Source organism: Janthinobacterium amylolyticum, from assembly GCF_051380655.1.
Taxonomy (GTDB): Bacteria; Pseudomonadota; Gammaproteobacteria; order Burkholderiales; family Burkholderiaceae_D; genus Janthinobacterium.
On the sequence record NZ_JBNYXL010000001.1, the window covers coordinates 737,500 to 754,904 of the forward strand.

13 protein-coding genes are annotated in these 17,405 nt (G+C 70.0%); all 13 read right to left on the minus strand.

Annotated features, from left to right (window positions below):
* Positions 1-3: 3 nt before the first annotated feature.
* A complete protein-coding gene (locus tag ACQ4WR_RS03345) occupies positions 4-702 on the minus strand; it encodes a formyltransferase family protein (RefSeq protein WP_436485300.1) in 699 nt (232 codons plus the stop codon).
* Positions 699-4,928: a type VI secretion protein IcmF/TssM N-terminal domain-containing protein gene (locus ACQ4WR_RS03350; protein WP_436485301.1), complete on the minus strand. Its 4,230-nt coding sequence runs from the start codon at positions 4,926-4,928 to the stop codon at positions 699-701. Before ACQ4WR_RS03350 ends, ACQ4WR_RS03345 begins: the two co-directional genes overlap by 4 nt.
* Positions 4,922-5,806, minus strand: coding sequence for a DotU family type IV/VI secretion system protein (locus ACQ4WR_RS03355; protein WP_436485303.1), 885 nt, complete (start codon positions 5,804-5,806; stop codon positions 4,922-4,924). Before ACQ4WR_RS03355 ends, ACQ4WR_RS03350 begins: the two co-directional genes overlap by 7 nt.
* Positions 5,807-5,809: 3 nt before the next feature.
* Entirely contained in the window at positions 5,810-7,144 is a 1,335-nt protein-coding gene (tssK, locus tag ACQ4WR_RS03360; RefSeq protein WP_436485305.1) for a type VI secretion system baseplate subunit TssK, read from the minus strand.
* A gap of 17 nt (positions 7,145-7,161) precedes the next feature.
* Positions 7,162-7,692, minus strand: coding sequence for a hypothetical protein (locus tag ACQ4WR_RS03365; RefSeq protein WP_436485307.1), 531 nt, complete (start codon positions 7,690-7,692; stop codon positions 7,162-7,164).
* A gap of 32 nt (positions 7,693-7,724) precedes the next feature.
* Complete coding sequence (locus ACQ4WR_RS03370) at positions 7,725-9,131, minus strand: cation:dicarboxylate symporter family transporter (RefSeq protein WP_436485309.1); 1,407 nt, start codon at positions 9,129-9,131, stop codon at positions 7,725-7,727.
* Positions 9,128-10,471: a dicarboxylate/amino acid:cation symporter gene (locus ACQ4WR_RS03375; protein ID WP_436485310.1), complete on the minus strand. Its 1,344-nt coding sequence runs from the start codon at positions 10,469-10,471 to the stop codon at positions 9,128-9,130. The genes ACQ4WR_RS03370 and ACQ4WR_RS03375 overlap by 4 nt, the downstream gene beginning before the upstream one ends.
* 3 nt (positions 10,472-10,474) lie before the next feature.
* Positions 10,475-11,344 (minus strand): substrate-binding periplasmic protein, encoded by an 870-nt coding sequence (locus tag ACQ4WR_RS03380; protein ID WP_436485311.1) that lies wholly within the window; start codon positions 11,342-11,344, stop codon positions 10,475-10,477.
* Positions 11,341-11,562, minus strand: coding sequence for a hypothetical protein (locus tag ACQ4WR_RS03385; RefSeq protein ID WP_436485313.1), 222 nt, complete (start codon positions 11,560-11,562; stop codon positions 11,341-11,343). Before ACQ4WR_RS03385 ends, ACQ4WR_RS03380 begins: the two co-directional genes overlap by 4 nt.
* A gap of 64 nt (positions 11,563-11,626) precedes the next feature.
* A complete protein-coding gene (locus tag ACQ4WR_RS03390; protein ID WP_102299423.1) occupies positions 11,627-12,013 on the minus strand; it encodes a DUF4280 domain-containing protein in 387 nt (128 codons plus the stop codon).
* Positions 12,013-12,729 (minus strand): toxin-antitoxin system YwqK family antitoxin, encoded by a 717-nt coding sequence (locus ACQ4WR_RS03395; protein ID WP_436485315.1) that lies wholly within the window; start codon positions 12,727-12,729, stop codon positions 12,013-12,015. Before ACQ4WR_RS03395 ends, ACQ4WR_RS03390 begins: the two co-directional genes overlap by 1 nt.
* Positions 12,730-14,691 carry a type VI secretion system Vgr family protein gene (locus tag ACQ4WR_RS03400; protein ID WP_436485317.1) on the minus strand — a complete coding sequence of 654 codons (1,962 nt, stop codon included), beginning with the start codon at positions 14,689-14,691 and terminating at the stop codon, positions 12,730-12,732.
* Positions 14,688-17,402 carry a type VI secretion system ATPase TssH gene (gene tssH / locus ACQ4WR_RS03405; protein ID WP_436485319.1) on the minus strand — a complete coding sequence of 905 codons (2,715 nt, stop codon included), beginning with the start codon at positions 17,400-17,402 and terminating at the stop codon, positions 14,688-14,690. The genes ACQ4WR_RS03400 and tssH overlap by 4 nt, the downstream gene beginning before the upstream one ends.
* Between the last annotated feature and the right edge of the window lie 3 nt (positions 17,403-17,405).

A 17,405-nucleotide genomic window follows, 5' to 3' on the forward strand; every position in this document is an offset into this window, starting at 1 on the left:
TCATCAGGCGGCCGCATGCTGCGCCTGCGGCGCCTCGATCAGCCTGGCCACGTGCTGCGCCAGGAGCTTGGCCGCCAGCGGCGACGTAATCTTGTGCAGGTCGACCACCGAGGCCGTGGGCGGAAAGTAAATTTTCTCGGACAGCGCCAGCAGCCGCCCCGTATCGAAGCCGTCGTCGACTTCATGCAGGGCGATGACGGCATGGTCGGCGCCGTCGTCGAGCAGGGCCTGGAACGGATTCGGCCCCGCATACGCCGAGGGCCAGCCGTCGTCCACGCACGGGTGCAGGTTGTAGAAACCATGGCAGGGAAAGCGGTGCAGGCGAGCGTCGAACTGCTGGCCGAAGGTGGCGGCGATGCACAGCTGGGGGCGCCATTCGCGCTCGTACAGGCGATAAAACTCCTCGCTCTTCACGCGCCCCCGATAGGCGGGCAAGCCGTGCGCCGCCGCCAGGCGCGCCACCATCGTTTCTTCCTCGGCGCTGTGCGGATACGCCCAGACGCGCCGTTCGCGGCTGACGAAGCTGGCCTGCGGGTCATCCGTGGCCACGCCGACCACCTCGATGCGCGCGGCCAGCGGCCCCTTGAGCAGTTCGCTGAGCACATGAAAGCCCCGGTAAAAACTGCCGAAGACGGCCACGCGCAGGGGCGCCGCGCCACCGTGGCAGGCCTGGACGCCATGACTGACATGGCCCGCACTCACCGCTCGCCCCTGTCCGCCTGCATGCTGAAGCGCTCCGCCGTGCCGCCGGCAGCGGGCAAGGCCGCTTCCTGCCAGGCCGGCGCCTGGGCCGGGAACACGGCGGGCCACGCCAGCGGCGCGCGCTTGCCCGGCGCGCTGACGGCCAGGCGCACGAAGACGCGGGCGCGGCTGTCGGCGGCGGGCAGTTTTCCCGTGGCGTCCGTATTTGCCAGCGGAAACTCGAAGCGCAGCAGCGGCGCGCGCCCTTCGCTGCCCGGCGCCTCGTCTTCGCGGAAGGCGCCGATGAAGGAGAACAGGGCCCACGGGTCGTCGAAGCGGTAGCTGACGGTGCGCTCGGCCACTGTCATGTGCGCCTGGCCAGGCTCGGCCTTCGGCGTGGCCGTGCCGTCGCGCGCCAGGCGCATGCTCAGCAGCACGGGCATGCCCGGCTCCCAGCGCAGCGCGCGCGCCGGCTCGTTCTGGCGCACGCTGGCGCCGCCGATCGCCAGGCTCCATTCGATGATCTTGTTGCCTTCCGCTTCGGCGCCCGGGTTGGCGCGGAACTGCGCCGTCACATCGAGCCCGCCCACCTGGCCTTCCTCGGCCGGATACAGGGGCGCCAGCACGTCGCGCACGCGGCGCAGCTGCACATTGGCCTTGCGCACGGCGGCGCTGACGGCGGGCCGGCCCGGTTCGCGCTCGGCCTGCGCGCTGGCGGCGCTGGCGCGCTCGTACAGCTTCATCACGGCGCCCACTTCCTCGCGGTCGGCCGGCACGGCGTCGCCGCTGCGCACGCGGCCCGCCGGCGCGCCGGACAGGGAAACGAACGGCAGGCGCCGGCCCAGGTCGCGGTTGTAGACTTCCGCGAAGCGCTCCCACTCGCCCTGGTAATGGCTGGCCGACAGTTCGCGGCAGCGCGCCAGCAAGCCGCTTTGCAAGCTGTGCAGGCGTTCGGCGAAGACGTCGCTGCCGCGCCGCTGCGCCATGCGCGCGCCCAGCTTGTCGGCGCAGTTGCCCAGGTCGATGTCGGCGCTGCCATTGAGGATGAACTGCTCCACCGCCAGCAGCGAACTGCCGGGGCTTTTCAGGCGGTAGCGGCGCAAGTCGGCCAGGATGGCTTGCCAGCGCGCCACCAGCGGCTGGCCCGCCGCCGGCCCGGACAGCTGCGTCAGCACGCCCTCGACCTGCTTGCCGAGGATCTCGATGAATTCCTGCTGCTGCGCCAGATACGCGTTCAGGCCGGCGCTGTCGCCGGCCGCGAAGGCTTCGATCAGGGCGCCCTTGTCTCCCTTCCAGCCCTGGAAGGCGCGGTCGCGCGGCAGGAACACCTCGGCCGCCGTGAATACCTCGTCCATGCGGCGCAGGCGCGACATGGCATCGCGCGCCAGCGCCGTATCGAGTTCGGCCACGGCCTGGCGCGCGCCCAGTTCCTCGAGCCGGGTGCGCAAGCGCAGCACCGCCGCATATTCGCCGTCGCTGGCGGCGCTGGGCAGTTCCGCCGCCGAAAAGCTCAGCGCCTGCGCCAGCGCGGCGTGCACGCTGCCGGCCAGCGCCTGGTCGACCAGGGTGCCGGCCGGCTGCTGCAAGCGGCCCGGCAGGCGCGTGTACGGCCCCGCCAGGAAAGCCTTGCGCGCCTCGGCCAGGCTGGCGGCCCGCTCCAGCTGTCCCTTGTCCCAGTGGATGGTGGCGCCGGACGGCACCTCGGGCAGGCGCACGGGCGTCTCGGCCCGCATATACGACGGTGCCAGCATGGCCGCCACGGCCTCGTGCAGCACCTTGCGTTCGGGCGTGAAAGCCCAGCTGGCGGCGCTGCCGGCACCGCTCCAGACCAGGCCCGCCCCGCCCGTATCGAGGGGATTGGGCGCGGCCAGGGTGGTGTCCCATGCCATGACGAAGCGGCCGAAACCCTGCGTGGCCAGCTGCCGGCTGTCGTCCTGGGCCGCCCTGCCCAGCAGCGAATTGGCGCCGATGCGCTCAAGCATGGCTTCGTGCCCCGCGCCCAGGTTCATGCTGCTCTGATGCATCCAGGCGCCCTTGCCTGCCATCAGCTGGCCCTGCTGTGCGTCGAGCGCCGTGCGCAAGGTCTGCCACAGGCGCAGCTGGCCGTCGAGGTCGCCGCCGCGCGGCCCGCCTTCGAGCAGCGCGCCCGTGCTGGCGGCCACCGCCTGTTCCGCGCGCAGCAAGCCATTGTCGTCGAACAGGCGGCGATACATGGCGCCGCTGGCCAGGTGCAGCGAGCAGCGCGCCGCTTCCTGCATCGGTTCGATGGCCAGCGAGGGCACGCTTTGCGCCACGGCGCGGAACAGCGCGGCCGTGCGGGCCGGCGTACCGTTCAGTTCCGTGCCCAGCAGCACGCGCACCACCAGCGCCAGGTCGTCGCCCGAGGCCGGCACCGAGCTTGGTCCCTTCAGGCGCAGCATGGCGCTGATGACGCGGTCCAGTTCATCCATGCGCGCCAGGTATTGCAGCATCGCCTGGTAGTGCGGCAGGTCTTCCAGGTTCAGCGCATTGGGCGCCGGCACGCCCGCCAGCTCATGCCAGCGCGCCGGCAGGGTGCACTGGGCGCCCGCGATCAGGCTGCCCGTGGCCGGATCGTGCGGCACGCCCGTCAGCCGGCCCAGCTGCGCAAAGGCCGAGCGGCGCAGCGCTTCGAAGGCGTTGTCGGCGAAGCCCTGCTCCAGGCGCTGCTGCACGCGGTCGTGCAAGTCGTCGAAGATGGCCCAGGAGCCGGGCATGAAGACGGAGCTGAAATGCGCCTCGCCCAGCTGTTCGATATTCAGCAGGGCATCGACGGCGCGCTGCTGGCTGCGCTGGCCATTGCCCGTGCCGGCGGCGCTTGCGGCCACCCAGCCGGCCGCCGCGCGGCCGCTTTGCAGGCTGGCACGCGCGTCGCCGTTCAGCGCTTCCAGGTACACCACCATTTCGCCTGCCAGGCGGTGCAGCTGGAAGCTCGACACCACCAGTCCCAGCGCCCACAGGACGGGCAGCAGCAGCGCCGACCAGTACGCGAGGCGGTTGACGGCCGGGCGCCGCATGCGCTGCGACGAGGCCTGCACCAGGCCCACTTCGGCAAAGATCTTGCGCTCGAAAATATCGCGCAGGAAGACGGGCATACCGTCCTGCGGCGCCAGGGCCGCCTCGTCCTGCGCGCCGGCGCTGGCCAGCGCCAGCTGCGTATGCTCCGTCTCGTTCGCCAGGGCCGGCTGCGGCGCCAGGCTGGCCGTGGCGGCCAGCAGCGCGGCCGCGTCGCTGCAGTCGCCCGTCAGATAGATGCCGCGCAGCAGGAAAGGCTCGTGGTAGGCGCTGGGGCGCATCAGCTCTTCGCAAAACACTTTCAGGCCCGCGCGCAGGCGTTCCACCTCGCTGGGCAGGAGGAAATACGCGCGGCTGTCGGCATCGGCCTGCTCCAGCGCGCACAGTTCGGCGCAGCTGTCGGCCACCGCGCCGGCGATCTGGTCCATTGCCGCGTCGACCCACTGCAGGCGGAACGGCGCCACCAGTTCATACGGCGACGCCCAGCCCAGGATGGAGCGGCGCATCGGCTCGGGCAAGGCCGTGCCGAAGGTGGAAAAGCCGGGCAGCACTTCGCATTCCGTCACCACCAGGTGGATGGGGAAACGCAGCGCCAGGCGGTTCTGCGCCAGCCACAGCCGGCGGTGGATGGCCTTGGCGCGCGCCACCAGTTCCAGCTGGCCTTGCGGATCGCTGGCCAGCAGCGCCGTGCATGGAATGGCCAGTACGATGCCGTCGAAGGGGCGCAGCGGCCGGTAGGCACGGCACAGGCCCAGGAAATCGTCCCAGATGCCGCTGCTGGCGGCGCTGTCGGGATCGGGCGATCCCAGATACTCGGACTGCAGCTGCACCACCACGCCCTTGTCGAAGAAGTTCCAGGTGATGCCTTGCGCGGCGGCCGTCAGGCTGCTGTCGGTGCTCAGCGCGCTGGGCAGGCCCGACTGCGCCAGCGACACGGCGCGGTTGCCGCTTTCATTGAGCAGCAAGGTCCACGACAGGTTGTAGCGCTCGGCGCGCTCGGCCAGGTTGGCCTCGATCAGTTCGATGGCGCTGCGAAACGAGCGGCGCAGCGATTCGGAGCCCAGCAGGCGCAGCTTGCTGCCGCCGTTGGCGTTCGCGCCTTGCCCGCCGCTGCGCAGTGCGGCGCTGATGACGACGGCCAGCAGCACCAGCACCAGCAAGGTCACCACCAGCAACACGGCGATGACGAGGTTGTCGGACAGGAAATTCAGCATGGCGCCACCTCGCCGCGTGCGGCATGCCCGGGAATGACGGGCAGGTGCAGCGCCAGCGGCGGCGCCACGCGGAAGTGCACGACGGCCGGCGCCACGGGCGCGCTCAGGGCCTTGCGCACGGACCACGACTGCCACAGCCACAGCACTTCCGACACGCCCAGCAGTATCAGCAGCACCAGCACCAGGATGGCGCCGCGCCGGCTCAGGCGCGAGAGGCGCCGCCCGCCGCCGTACGACAGGGTGCTCGCATACGGCTGCTCGGTAAGCACGGCGTCGCGCGCGCGCATGTCGGGCGCGCGCTGGTAGACGAACTGGAACAGCTCGCGCCGGTAGTCGGCGATCTGCGCCAGGCCCGCGCTGTCGCGGTAGCGGCCCTGGAAGCCCAGCGACAGCAGGTACAGATACAGGCGCGCGACGCCCCGGCGCGCCGGTTCGCGCTCGCGCAGCAGCTGGTCGATGTCGGCAAACACTTGCTGGCCGGCCTGGCCCGAATTGAACAGGGTCGCCTCCAGCAGCACGTGGCGCCAGTGCGTGCGCCCGGCCCAGTCCAGGTGCAGCAGCACTTCGTCGGCCAGGGCCGCCTTCAGGAAACGTCCCTGCAATTCCGCCTCGGCGCCCGCCTTGCCGCCCTGGCGCCCTGCCTCCAGGGTCTGCAGCTCGATCAGCTGGCTCAGCTTGCGGCTCAGCGCTTCCGCGCCCGCGCGGCCATCCGCCTCGCCCAGGGCCGCGCCATCGGCCACGGACTGGTTCAGCAACGCCACGAAGGCGCGGAACTGGATGCTGGCAAGGTCGTTGCCGTCGCCGCCGAGATGGCGGGCGGCGCCTGCCGCCGCACCGCTGGCGCCGTGCGCGCCATGGACTTTATCCTGGAGTGTCATGCTTCATCCCTTGATGAACAAAACGACTTCCTGCGGGCGCTGCGCCAGCAGGTGTTCGTTGATGTTACTAATGAGCAAATCCTGGCCGGCCACGATGAACTGGTCGCTGACCTCGATGGCATACAGGCTGCAGCCCTGGCTGCCGCGCAAACCCAGTTCCGGCGCGCCATCGATGGCATTGCGCGTGGCGCCCAGCACGCGGCGGTCGCCCAGCGACGCCGAGACGGTGCGCGAGCCGATCACGGCGCCCGCCATCCAGGCCGCCAGTTCGCGTTCGCCCTGGCCGCGCAGGCCCACCACCAGGCGCGCGCCCTGCCCGCCCAGCCATTCGGCCCGCAGCGGCAGCGAGAACACCTGGCCGTTGAGGTTGAAGGTGCAGGTCTTCCATTCCTGGCTCACTTCGCCCACCAGGTCCACCAGATTGTCGAGCACACTGTCGAACGCCGCCTGGCTGTCGCCATGCACATAGGCGGGCGGCGCCAGCGGCACGGCGCCGGGGCGCAAGGCGGACAAGGGCCCCAGCTGTGCGCACAGGGCCAGGTACAGGGGCTGCGGCTGCACCGGCCCCGCATTCAGCGCCGCTTCCAGCAGCGGCAGGTGCAGGGTCAGGCTGGACAGGCGGGCGCGCTGTTCCAGCATGGCCAGCCGGTCTTCCAGGCGCGACGAGCCGCCGGCCGTCTGGCGTCCCAGGAAAACGGCCTTGTTGCGCATCAGGGCGGCCAGCGCCTGCGCCCGCTGCAGCAGGGCCGAACCGGCCGGCACCTCGAGCTGGGCCGGCCAGAACGCGCAGCGGCGCACGCTCTCGTTTTCCTTGCGCAAGGTCATCAGATGCAAATGCACCCACGCCGGCCCCGGCACTTTGCCGGCCATCAGGCACAAGTTGGCCGCCATGCGCGGCACCTCGTCGGCCAGCGCTTCGGATACCTCATCCTCGACGAGCGGGCTGTCGACGCGGCGGAACATGGCCGGCTGCCCCGACAGGCGCAGCGAGCGCGCGGCGCCGACGGCCAGGTAGACGGGCAAGTCGCCCTGCTCCATCGCTTGCGCGTACGGCGCCAGGTCCAGTTCCAGCACGAAGTCCTGCGCCTGGCGGCCATCGTGCGCCACCGCCATGCCGTTGGGCAGGATGGCTTCGAGCGCCAGGATGCGCAGCTTGCCGCCGCTGAGCCGGGCCTCGTCGATGGCGAGCCGGCGCACGCCCCAGGCGGCCGGCTGGGCGGCCAGCGCCTGCCAGCCCACCAGGGCGTCCACGCGGGCGCTCTCCTGCTGGAAATGCTGCGGGGTCAGCAGCATGCCCTCATGCCACTGGATACGGTCATACAACATTGCTTCGGCCATGGCGGATAGATCCTCGGTTAGCGGGCGGCGCCCGTCTTCATGTCGCTGGCGGCAAAACCCTGCGCGTTCAGCTGCAGCACATACGCGCCGCTGCCAGGCAGCAGGCGCTCGCGGTGGTCGCCGGGATTGGCATAATTGGCAAAGGCAAAGGCGGCCCAGATGCGCTGGCCGGCGTAGCGTTGCGCATCGAGCTGCAGCGCCTGGCCCGGCGTGATTTCCACTGACAGCACCGTCAAGGCCTCGGGAAACGTGCGCTGCAAGTCGGCCTTGGCGGCAAAGTAGCGGGCGGCCGGCATGGCAGCCAGGGTGTCGAGCATGGCCTTGTCGCGCACCAGCACCACGTCCACCGCCAGTGCGCTGTTGCTGTTGGCGTCAGGCGCGGCCACCAGGGTCAGGCTTTGCCAGTCGGGCTTGACGGGCCGGGGATCGCCGCGCATCAGCGCCAGCGCGCCGCAGCCGGTCAGCAAGCTGGCCACCAGCAGGGCCAGTGCCGCCAGCAGCATCGCGCGGTGCGCGCCGGCCTGCGTCGATTCGGTCTTGAATGCCATGGAATATCCCTGTACGGTAAATAATGTGAACATCAGGACAGCACCAGCATCTTGCGCAGGCCCGCGCCGATGCCCGCGCCAAACACCAGCACCAGGGCGGCCGCCAGCAAGCCCGCACCCAGCCAGGCCTGGCGCCGCCCGATCACCAGCAGCAGCGGTGCGGCCGCGGCGCTGCCGGGCGCCACGGCATCGCGCGGCAGCGCCGCTTCGCAGCCCAGCGCGATCAGCACGGCCGCCGCCAGGTAGGACACCAGGTTGCGCGCGCCTTCGCACAGCACTTCGAGCAGCAGCAGGACGGGCAGCATGGCGTCGAGCGGCAAGCCGAGCGAGGCCTGCAGCACGCCGGCCCACAGCGCCGCCTTCACGCCGGGCACGCCGACGGACCAGAGCGCCGTCCAGCCGGCCAGCAAGCTGATCAAGAGCAGCTGCGCCACTCCGGGCGGCTGGCCGTACACATTGGCGACAAACACGGCCAGCACGGCGAAATACAGCGCCTCTCCCGTGCGGATGAAGACGGGGCAGATCGACGCCATCAGCTCGACCGTGCCGCGGCTGAAGCCGAGGCGCACGCTGAGCGCCTCGATGAATTCGGGCAGCGCCGCCGCGCCCACCGGCGCGAACAGGCAGACGGTGACGGGTTCGCGCAGCGCCGTCAGCACCTGCCACGGCTGCGCCTTCAGGCGCCAGGCCAGCAGCGCCACCACCAGCGCGCAGCACAGCAGCACGCTGCCGTACCAGGTGGCCAGGAAGCCCGTCAGCAGGCCGATGGACTCGCCCCCCGCCGCGCTGGTGGCGGCCGCCGCCAGGATGCAGGCCGTCAGCGGCAAGCCGGTATTCACGCAGCGGATGGACAGCTCCATGCCCCGGTACACGGCTTCGAGGATGGCGCTCAGCTGCTGGCTGGCCTCGGGCCGCTGCACCGCGACGGCGGCGCCAAACAGCAGCACGCCGATCAGCACCGAGGGCGCCGAGCCGAAGGCCATCACGGCATACAGGTTGTGCGGCACCAGCGGCGGCGCGGCTGGCGCGGCGGCCGGGGCCTCCAGGGCGTGCAGGCTGACGACGGCGGGGGCCTCGGCATGCATGGCCATGCGGCCCAGCGATGCCTGCTGGCCCGCGTCGAGGCCGGCGCCGGCCGCGGCCAGGCTGGCCAGCAAGGCGCCGCCCAGCGCGCACAGCAGCATGAGCAGCACGCCCAGCAGCGCCAGCACGCCCATGCGGCGCCACTGCTCGCCGGCCGCCGCCATGCGCTGCAGGCCGAAGTACACGGCCAGCACGAGAAACGGTAAGGCCGCCACCTGGATCAGCGACAGATAAATGGTCGCCAGGGCGCCGAACAGGGGCGCGCCCTGCGGCCACAGCATGCCCGCCCAGGCGCCAAGCAGCACCGCGCCGAGCAGCGCGGCGGGATGGTGGAGCATGTCGCGCAGCAGGTTCATGGCTGCAAGGTCACGGGCCGCGCGCAGATCAGCGAGACGGCCGCGCAGTTGGCGATGACGGTGAGCGCCGTGCGGGCCATGGCGCAGACGGGATCGACGGCGACGAACAGCACGAAGGCCGCCTCGAACGGCAGCGACAGGCTGGCGCACACCACGCCCATCAGCGATACCGTCACCACGCCGGCCATGCCGGACGAGGCAAAGCCCGTCAGCGCGGCCAGCCCCGCCAGCAGGGCCAGGTCGGCGGCCGACAGGCTGCGGCCGTACAGGGCGGCGATGAACATGCTGCCGCAGACAAAATACGCCACCGGTCCGGCGCGCAGCAGGGCCACGCTGAGCGGCACCAGCAATTCCACGCGCGAGCGCGAAAAACCCAGCCGCCCCACCAGCGCATTGACCATGGCCGGCATGCAGGCGGCGCTGTTGTTGGTGGCCACGCCCAGCGCGAACGGTTCGCGCATGGCCTTCATCACGTCCCGGGCGCCGACCCCGGCGCGGTGGCGCACGACGGCCATGGCCACGCCGATCAGCAGCGCGCTGACGGCCAGGAAGCCGCCGACGAAACCGGCCATGGCCGCCAGCGGCGCCAGGCCCGTGCGCGCCACCTGGCCGGCCGACATGCACACGAGAATCAGCGGCAGCGGCAGGTTGATCCAGCCCGTCAGGGTCTGGCAAGCCTTGTAGACGGTTTCCAGCGCATCCTGCAAGCCCGTCGAGATGCGGCTGGGCACCTGCCCCACGGCAAAGCCGAACAGCAGCGCGAAGACCAGCGCCTTGAGCGTTTCGCCGTTGGCCAGCGCGGCGAAGATGTTCGACGGGATCAAGGTGCGCAAAATCTCCTGCGCGCTGGCCGAGGCGGGCGCCGGTTCCGGCGTCAGCAGGGCCATGGCCGTGTTGCTGCCATCCGCATCGCCGCCGACGATATGCCCGAGCGCGGCGCGCGTGCCTTCGGACATGCCGCCGCCAGGATGCAGCAGCCAGGTGGCGAGGGTGGCCAGCACGGCCGCCGCCAGCGCCAGCAGCACGAACACCACCACCACGCGCTGCACGATCTTGCCCGCCCCGCCCTCGCGGTACAGGTTTTGCAGGCTCAGCACCACCGCCGACATCATGAACGGCAGCACCACCATCGTCAGCAAGTCCACGTAGACGACGCCGACCAGGCCCAGCGGACGCGCCACGCCGGGCGCGGCCCAGCCGATGGTCGCGCCCAGCAGCACGCAGGCCAGCACCATGAAGGGGTTGATGGCCAGCGCGCGGAAGCGGCGCAGGGTGGCGCCCCGCTCTGGCGCGGCCACGGGGGAGATGTTGCCGGTGTCGCTATTGAGAGGGGTATGCATGCTCTACCTCGCCAGTTTCAGGGCGCTGGCCACGCTGGGCTTGTCGGCGCGCGTGCCGATCACCTCGTTGACCAGGGACAATAAAGTGCTGTCGCCCACGCCCACCATCACGCTCAGCACGGACTGCGCGTCGCTGAAGGTGACGGTGCGCAGGGTCAATGCCAGGCGCGGGTCGCGCTCCAGCACGGCGCGCACTTCCAGCTCGTCGCGATACGCGCCTGCCACCTCGCCGCGGCTGACGGCGTCGACCAGCGCCGCCCAGCTGGGATACGGCTTCACGCTGGCCTGCGGAAAATGCCGGCGCGCGAACTCTTCCCACGAGGTGCGTTCCATGACGCCGATCTGCCCCTTGAAGTCGCGCATCACCTGTTTCAGGGGACGCTCGCCAGCCATTTCCGCGAAGCGCACGCGGTTCAGCAGCATGGCGTGGCCCAGCAGCATGTAGGGCGTGGAAAACTGCACCATCTGGCTGCGCTTGAGGGTGCGGCCCAGGCGGCCGATGGCGATATCGGCCTGGCCCAGGCCCACCAGTTCCACCACGCCGTCGATGGTGGCGCCGCTGCGGTCGAAGCGCACGGGCACGCCCAGCTCCTTGCCGATGCTGCGCGCCAGGTCGACGTCGATACCGCTCAGCACGCCTTTTTTCTCCGTGTAGAACGGCGGGCTGTCGCCCTTGAACATGGCCACCACCAGTTCGCCGCGCGCGACGATGCGGGCGATGTCGGGCGCCATCAGACGGCCATCGGCGCCGCGCACCATGCTTGTCGCGGCCGGCGGCAGGCTGTCGGCGGCCAGCGCGGGGCTGGCGACAGCCGCGCAGGCGCAGGCGACCAGCAGCACAAGTGCGCGCCAGCTGCGCTGCACGCGCATCATGGCGCCACCCCGGCTGGCGCGGCGGCCGACAACGGTGCGGCGGTGACCGCCGTGGCGGCCCCGCGCGCCGCTGGCGCCGTGGCATGCGCGCGCGAGACGCCGGGCGCCTCTTGCGCGGCCAGCCCCTGGCCCAGCTGGAAACCCAGCGCGAACAGCAGCACCAGCAAGGCCGCCACCGCGAAAAACCCGACTGCCACCAGGCGCGGGGTAAGACTCAAGCGATATTCCATGGTTCACTCGGCAAGGTTAAGGTGCATCGGTCATAGCGGGCATAGCGGGTACTCAAGGCACGGCCACGGTCATCTGCCCCGGCATGCAGATTTCAATCACGCCGCCAAACATGCACATCAGCTTGGAAGCGTTGTTCAGGGTGGGCATATTGCCCAGCAAAACCGTGGGCGAACCGGGCATCCACGGCGCGCTGGTCATGGGAATGCATGGCATGGGCACCAGCACGCCCAGCGCCGCCGCCGTGGCCGCCGCCACCTGCGGGTTGGCCATGGACATGCACATGCCAAACGGCAAGATGTTGACCATGGGTTTGTTGTCCATGATGTTGGCGTCGGGCATGATCGTCATGACCTTGTTCAGCGGCAGCACCATCAAGGTGCCGGGCGCCATGCCGAACGAGCATTTCAGCATCGCCCCGGCGCAGACTTGTTGTCCCATCAGTCCCCCCTCACGAGTTTTTTCAGGCGCGCGAGCAGGGCCGGCGCCGCCTCGGCGTTGCCCTGGCGCCGGCCCTGCGCATCGAAGCGGACGGGCGCCGCCAGCGGCACGCCATCGCGGTAAATCACTTCTTCCATCAGCGCGCCACCCGGCCAGTAGCGGCGCAGCGGCCCGTGCAGCAGGTTGGCGCGGTAGCTGCAGCGCTGCAGCACCTGGCCTTCGGCGTCGTAATCGGCGCTCTCGCCCTCCAGCAGGCCGGCGCGGTACCAGGCGCTGCGCACCTGCCGTCCCTCGTGGTAGAACAGGGCCTGGCCATCGAGCTGGCCGGCCACCAGCTGCAGCCGCGCCGTCATCTGGCCCGCCTCGTCGAACGACAGCGAAGGCCCGCTGGCCACGCCGCCCGACATGGTCTGCGCCGCGATGCGCCGGCCGTGGATGAAAGTTTCGATCAAGCCATGCGCCAGGCCGTGCTGGAAGGCGCTGCGCTGCACCACCACGCCGTCGTCGCCAAACAGGGCCACCGTGCCGTGCAGCTTGCCGTCGATAAAATGCGCCGTCATGGCCGGCTGGCCGTCCGGCCCATATTGCTCCAGCGGGCCATGCAGCACGCCGCCGGCCATGGTGCTGCGCAACAGCAGCACGCCAGCGTCATCGTGCTGCTCGACCACGCTGCTTTCGCGCGCGGCGGCTGGGCTGGCGTCAAAGTCGGTCGTCATCTAGTTCACCTTCGCCATGGCGCCCTTGAGCGTCAGCATGGCGCCCGCTTCCACCGTCTGCGTGGCGTCGGCCTTGCTGTTGATGACGGGCGCCTTATGGTCGATCTGCACGCCAGCCTTGGTGCTCAGCTTGGTTCCCGCCTCGCAGGCCAGCTCCGTGCCCGCCTTGTTGCTCAGCGCCGTACCGGCCTTGGCCGCCAGGGTGGTGCCCGCTTCCAGCGCCACGGCGCCGTCCGAGACGATCTTGATGGCGCCCTTCACCGTGATGCTCAGGGTGCCGTCGATGGTCAGCGCATAATCGCCCTTGACCGTGTGCTTGAACGCGGCTTCGTTGGCGTGCGTCTCGGCGCCCGTCACGGCCACGCCGCGCGTGCCGGCCACCTTGTGCGTTTCCTTGCCCTTCTTGACGTCCACCGTGCGGTCGCCCTCGTCCAGGGTATGCAGCTCGGCGCCCTTCTTGACGGTCGTCGTCAGCGCGTTCTCGATTTCCACCAGCATGTCCTTCTGCGCGTGCAGGTAGAGCTGTTCGGCGTCCTTCTTGTCCTCGAAGCGCAGCTCGTTGCCGGCACTGCCCTGCTTGGACGACAGGGTGCGCAGGATCGATTGCGTCTGGTTGGCCGGCAAGGTGGCCGGCGTGACATTCGTGCCGTTGTAGACGCTGCCCGTCACCAGCGGCCGGTCCGGATCGCCGTTCATGTAGCTGATCACCACTTCATGCCCCACGCGCGGCAGGAAAAAGGCGCCCACGCCCTTGCCCGCCGTCGCCTGCGCCACGCGTATCCATGGCGCGCGCTTGTCGTCGGCCGCGTCGCGGTCCCACGGAAAGCGCACCTTGATGCGGCCGTATTGGTCGGTCCAGATTTCCTCCCCGGCCGGCCCCACCACGCGCGCCGTCTCGCAGCCGGCCGCGCGCGGGCGCATGGTCACAACGGGCGCGCGGAACGGCACGCTGGCGGGAAACGCTTCAAAGGAATTGCTGTAGCCGTCACTATGCGCCGTGTGCTGCACGCGGCGCAGCACGAACGTGGCGTTCAGGGCCGCGACGAAATGGCCGGACAGCGCAAAGCGCGTGCCGGCCGCGAACGGATAGCAGTAGCTGTCGCCGCGCAGCACTTCGGCGCTGGCCTGGCCCGCTTCCACGCGCAGCTGCGCCAGGGCCTTGGCGGCGGCCACCGTCGGGTGGCCGCTGGCAAATTCATAGCTTTTTCCCTTGCCGCCCGTGGCCGCGTAACTGCCTTCGAGAGTGGTGTCCGGCGTGACGAAATCGTAGTCATTGACGGTCATCTGCTGCAGCGCGATGCGGTGCTCGCTGGCGAAGCGCGTCACCGTGTCGAGCGGGCGCTGCATGCCCGTGTCGGGCCAGAAGCGGGCCTTGGCAGCGCCTGGGCAATCGGCGAAATGGGCGGGCGCGTCGGCCAGCACCATGGTGTGGCCGCTGCTGCTGAAGGTGAAAAAGTAGCAGATGCCCGCCTGTTCCATCAGGCGCGAGATGAAATCGAAGGCCGTCTCGTCGTACTGCACGCAGTATTCGCGCACGGCATAGGTGCCCGCCAGCTTGGAATCGAATTTCACGCCAAAGCTGGTCAGCACGGCCTTGATGACGGCGTCCACGCCCTGGTTCGGGAAGATCTTGCGGTCGCGCGCGAGGGTCAGCAGCCACAGGGCCGGCGCCAGTTCCGCCTCGTAGGTGGCGAAATCGCGGTCCTGCCCGCTCTGGATAAAGCGCGTGACAATGCCGCTCACATAGCGCGATGGCCCGTCCGGCAGCGCGATGGTCACGGTCATGTCCTTGCCGACCACGGCGGCGGCGCTCAAACTGGTGCTGGGCGAGCGCATGTGCAGGCTGAAGCGGAACAGCTCGGACAAGCCCTCGCTGCCTGTCATGCTGTCGAGTAGCAGGTCGTCGGCACCCAGCGGAGAAGCCACGCGCAGCAGGCCTGTCTGCTTGAAACCGGCCTTCATGCGGCACCCCGCACGGGGCTGTCGCGGAAGCTGTAGGCGAACTGCTGGCCCGAGCCCATGGCCATGTGCACGGCAGAAAAAGCCGAGGCCGTGGCGATGCGTTCGAGTACCAGGCCGGACAATTGCGGCAGGACCGTCTGCGTGAGGATGTAATCGATGTTGCGCGCGCCGCTGTCGACTTCCGTGCAGCGCGCCGTGATGGCCGCCGTCACCGCGTCGTCCCAGCTGAAGCGGGCGTGGTGGTTGGCGGCAAAGCGCTCGGCCAGGCGCGCCAGCTTCATTTCGACGATGACGCTGATTTCCGCATCGCCCAGCGGGTAGTACGGCACCAGCACCACGCGGCCCAGGAAGGCCGGGCTGAACTGGCGCAGCAGGGCCGGACGCAATTGCGCCACCAGCGCCTCGGGATCGGGCAGGCGCTGGCCGCGCGCCTCATGGCAGGCGCGCGTGATGACATCCTGCGCCGCGTTCGACGTCAGCAGGATCAGGGTGTGCTTGAAGTCGATGCTGACACCCTCGCCGTCTTCCATCGTGCCCTTGTCGAAGACCTGGAAGAACAGTTCCAGCACGTCGGGATGGGCTTTTTCCATTTCATCGAGCAGCACCACGCTGTACGGACGGCGGCGCACGGCTTCCGTCAGCACGCCGCCCTTGCCATAGCCGACATAGCCGGGCGGCGCGCCCTTTAAGCTGGAGATCGTGTGCGCTTCCTGGAATTCCGACATGTTAATCGTGATCATGTTGCGCTCGCCGCCATACAGCATGTCGGCCAGCGCGCATGCCGTCTCCGTCTTGCCCACGCCGCTGGGACCGACGAGCATGAATACGCCCACCGGCTTGCCCGGGTCGTCCAGCTCGGCGCGGAAGGTGCGCACGCGGCGCGCGATGGCGTCGAGCGCCTGGTCCTGTCCCACCACGCGCTCGCACAGGCGCTCATGCAATTGCAGCACCGTGTGCACTTCGTCGGCCAGCATCTTGCCGACGGGGATACCGGTCCAGCCCGAGATCACGCCCGCCACCATGGCCGAATCGACGCAGACGGGCACCATGGCTTCGTCGTCCTGGATGGCTTCGAGGCCCTTTTGCAAACGCTGCAGCTGGGCCGCCTGCGCCTGTCCTTCGTCGGCATCGGCCTCGGCGCCACCGCTGCCGGCACCGGCCTGGCCCACGCGCGCGGCGATGGCGCGCCGCAGGGCCAGGATTTCCTGCACCGCGCGGCGCTCCTCGGCCAGCTTGGCCACCAGCCCCGCATGCTGTTCGCCCATGCGCGCCAGGCTGGCCGCCTGCCGCTCGCCCTCGGCCGCCTCGCCCTCGCCGCGTCCCAGCTGCTGGCGCACGATGCGCAAGCCTTCCGTCGCCTGCACCATGTCGTATTCCAGCGCCTCGAGCTGCGGCGGCGTGCCGGCCAGCGCGATGGCCACGCGCGCGCAGGCCGTATCGAGCACGCTGATGGCCTTGTCGGGCAGCTGGCGCCCCGTGATGTAACGCTGCGACAGGCGCACGGCGTCGCGCACGGCTTCGTCGAGAATCTCCACCTGGTGGTGGCGCTCAAGGGTGGCGACCATGCCGCGCAACATGCCGATGGCCGCCTCCGGCGTCGGTTCCTCCACCTTCACCACCTGGAAACGGCGCGCCAGGGCCGGGTCGCGTTCCACGTGTTTCTTGTATTCGGCCCAGGTGGTGGCGGCGATGGTGCGCAATTCGCCGCGCGCCAGCGCCGGTTTCAGCAAGTTGGCGGCGTCGCCCTGCCCTTCGCTGCCGCCCGCGCCGATCAATTGGTGCGCCTCGTCGATGAAGAGGATGACGGGCGTGGCTGCCGCGCGCACTTCGGCGATCACCGATTTCAGGCGCTGCTCGTACTCGCCGCGCACGCCGGCGCCCGCCTGCAGCAAGGCCAGGTCCAGCGAGCAGACGCGCACATTGGCCAACACGGCCGGCACGCTGCCCTCGGCCACGCGCAAGGCAAAGCCTTCCACCACGGCCGTCTTGCCCACGCCCGCCTCGCCCGTCAGGATGGGATTGTTCTGGCGGCGGCGCAGCAGGATGTCGATGATCTGGCGGATTTCCCCGTTGCGCCCGCGCACGGGATCGATGCGCCCGGCGCGCGCCTGCGCCGTCATGTCCACCGTGAACTGGTCCAGCGCCGGCGTGCCATTTTGGCCGCCATTTTGCGGGCCGCCGGCGCCGCCCGGCGCGGCGGGCATGGCCTGTGCCACGCCACCGGCGGGGCCGGCGTCCTCGCTGGAGCCGGCCAGCAGCGACGCCAGTTGCCCCTTCAAGGTGTCGCGCGGCAGCGTCAGCAGCGCTGGCGCCGACTCGATCAGCATGCCGCGCAGGCTGTCCAGTTCCAGCAGGGTCAGCAAAATGGTGCCGGAGCGGATCTGCCCGCTGCCCAGCAGCATGGAACTGGTCAGCCAGGCTTCGCGCAGCAGCGGCACGAAATGCGGCGACATGGCCGGCGTGCGGCTGTTGCCCCGCTTGAAGCCGTCGAGGCAAGCCTGCACCTGCGTGCGCACGGCATCCGCGTCCACGCCGTAGTGCCCCAGCAGCAAGGACCAGTCGGGCGCACCACCGTCGAGCAGCGCCAGCAGCAAATGCTCGACTTCCACGTTGAAATGCGTCTGCTTGACGCACAGTTCCGCCGCACTGCCCATGGCCCGCTTGCATTCGGGATTGAGGTGGGACAGCAAGGTGCGGATATCGATTTCCATGGG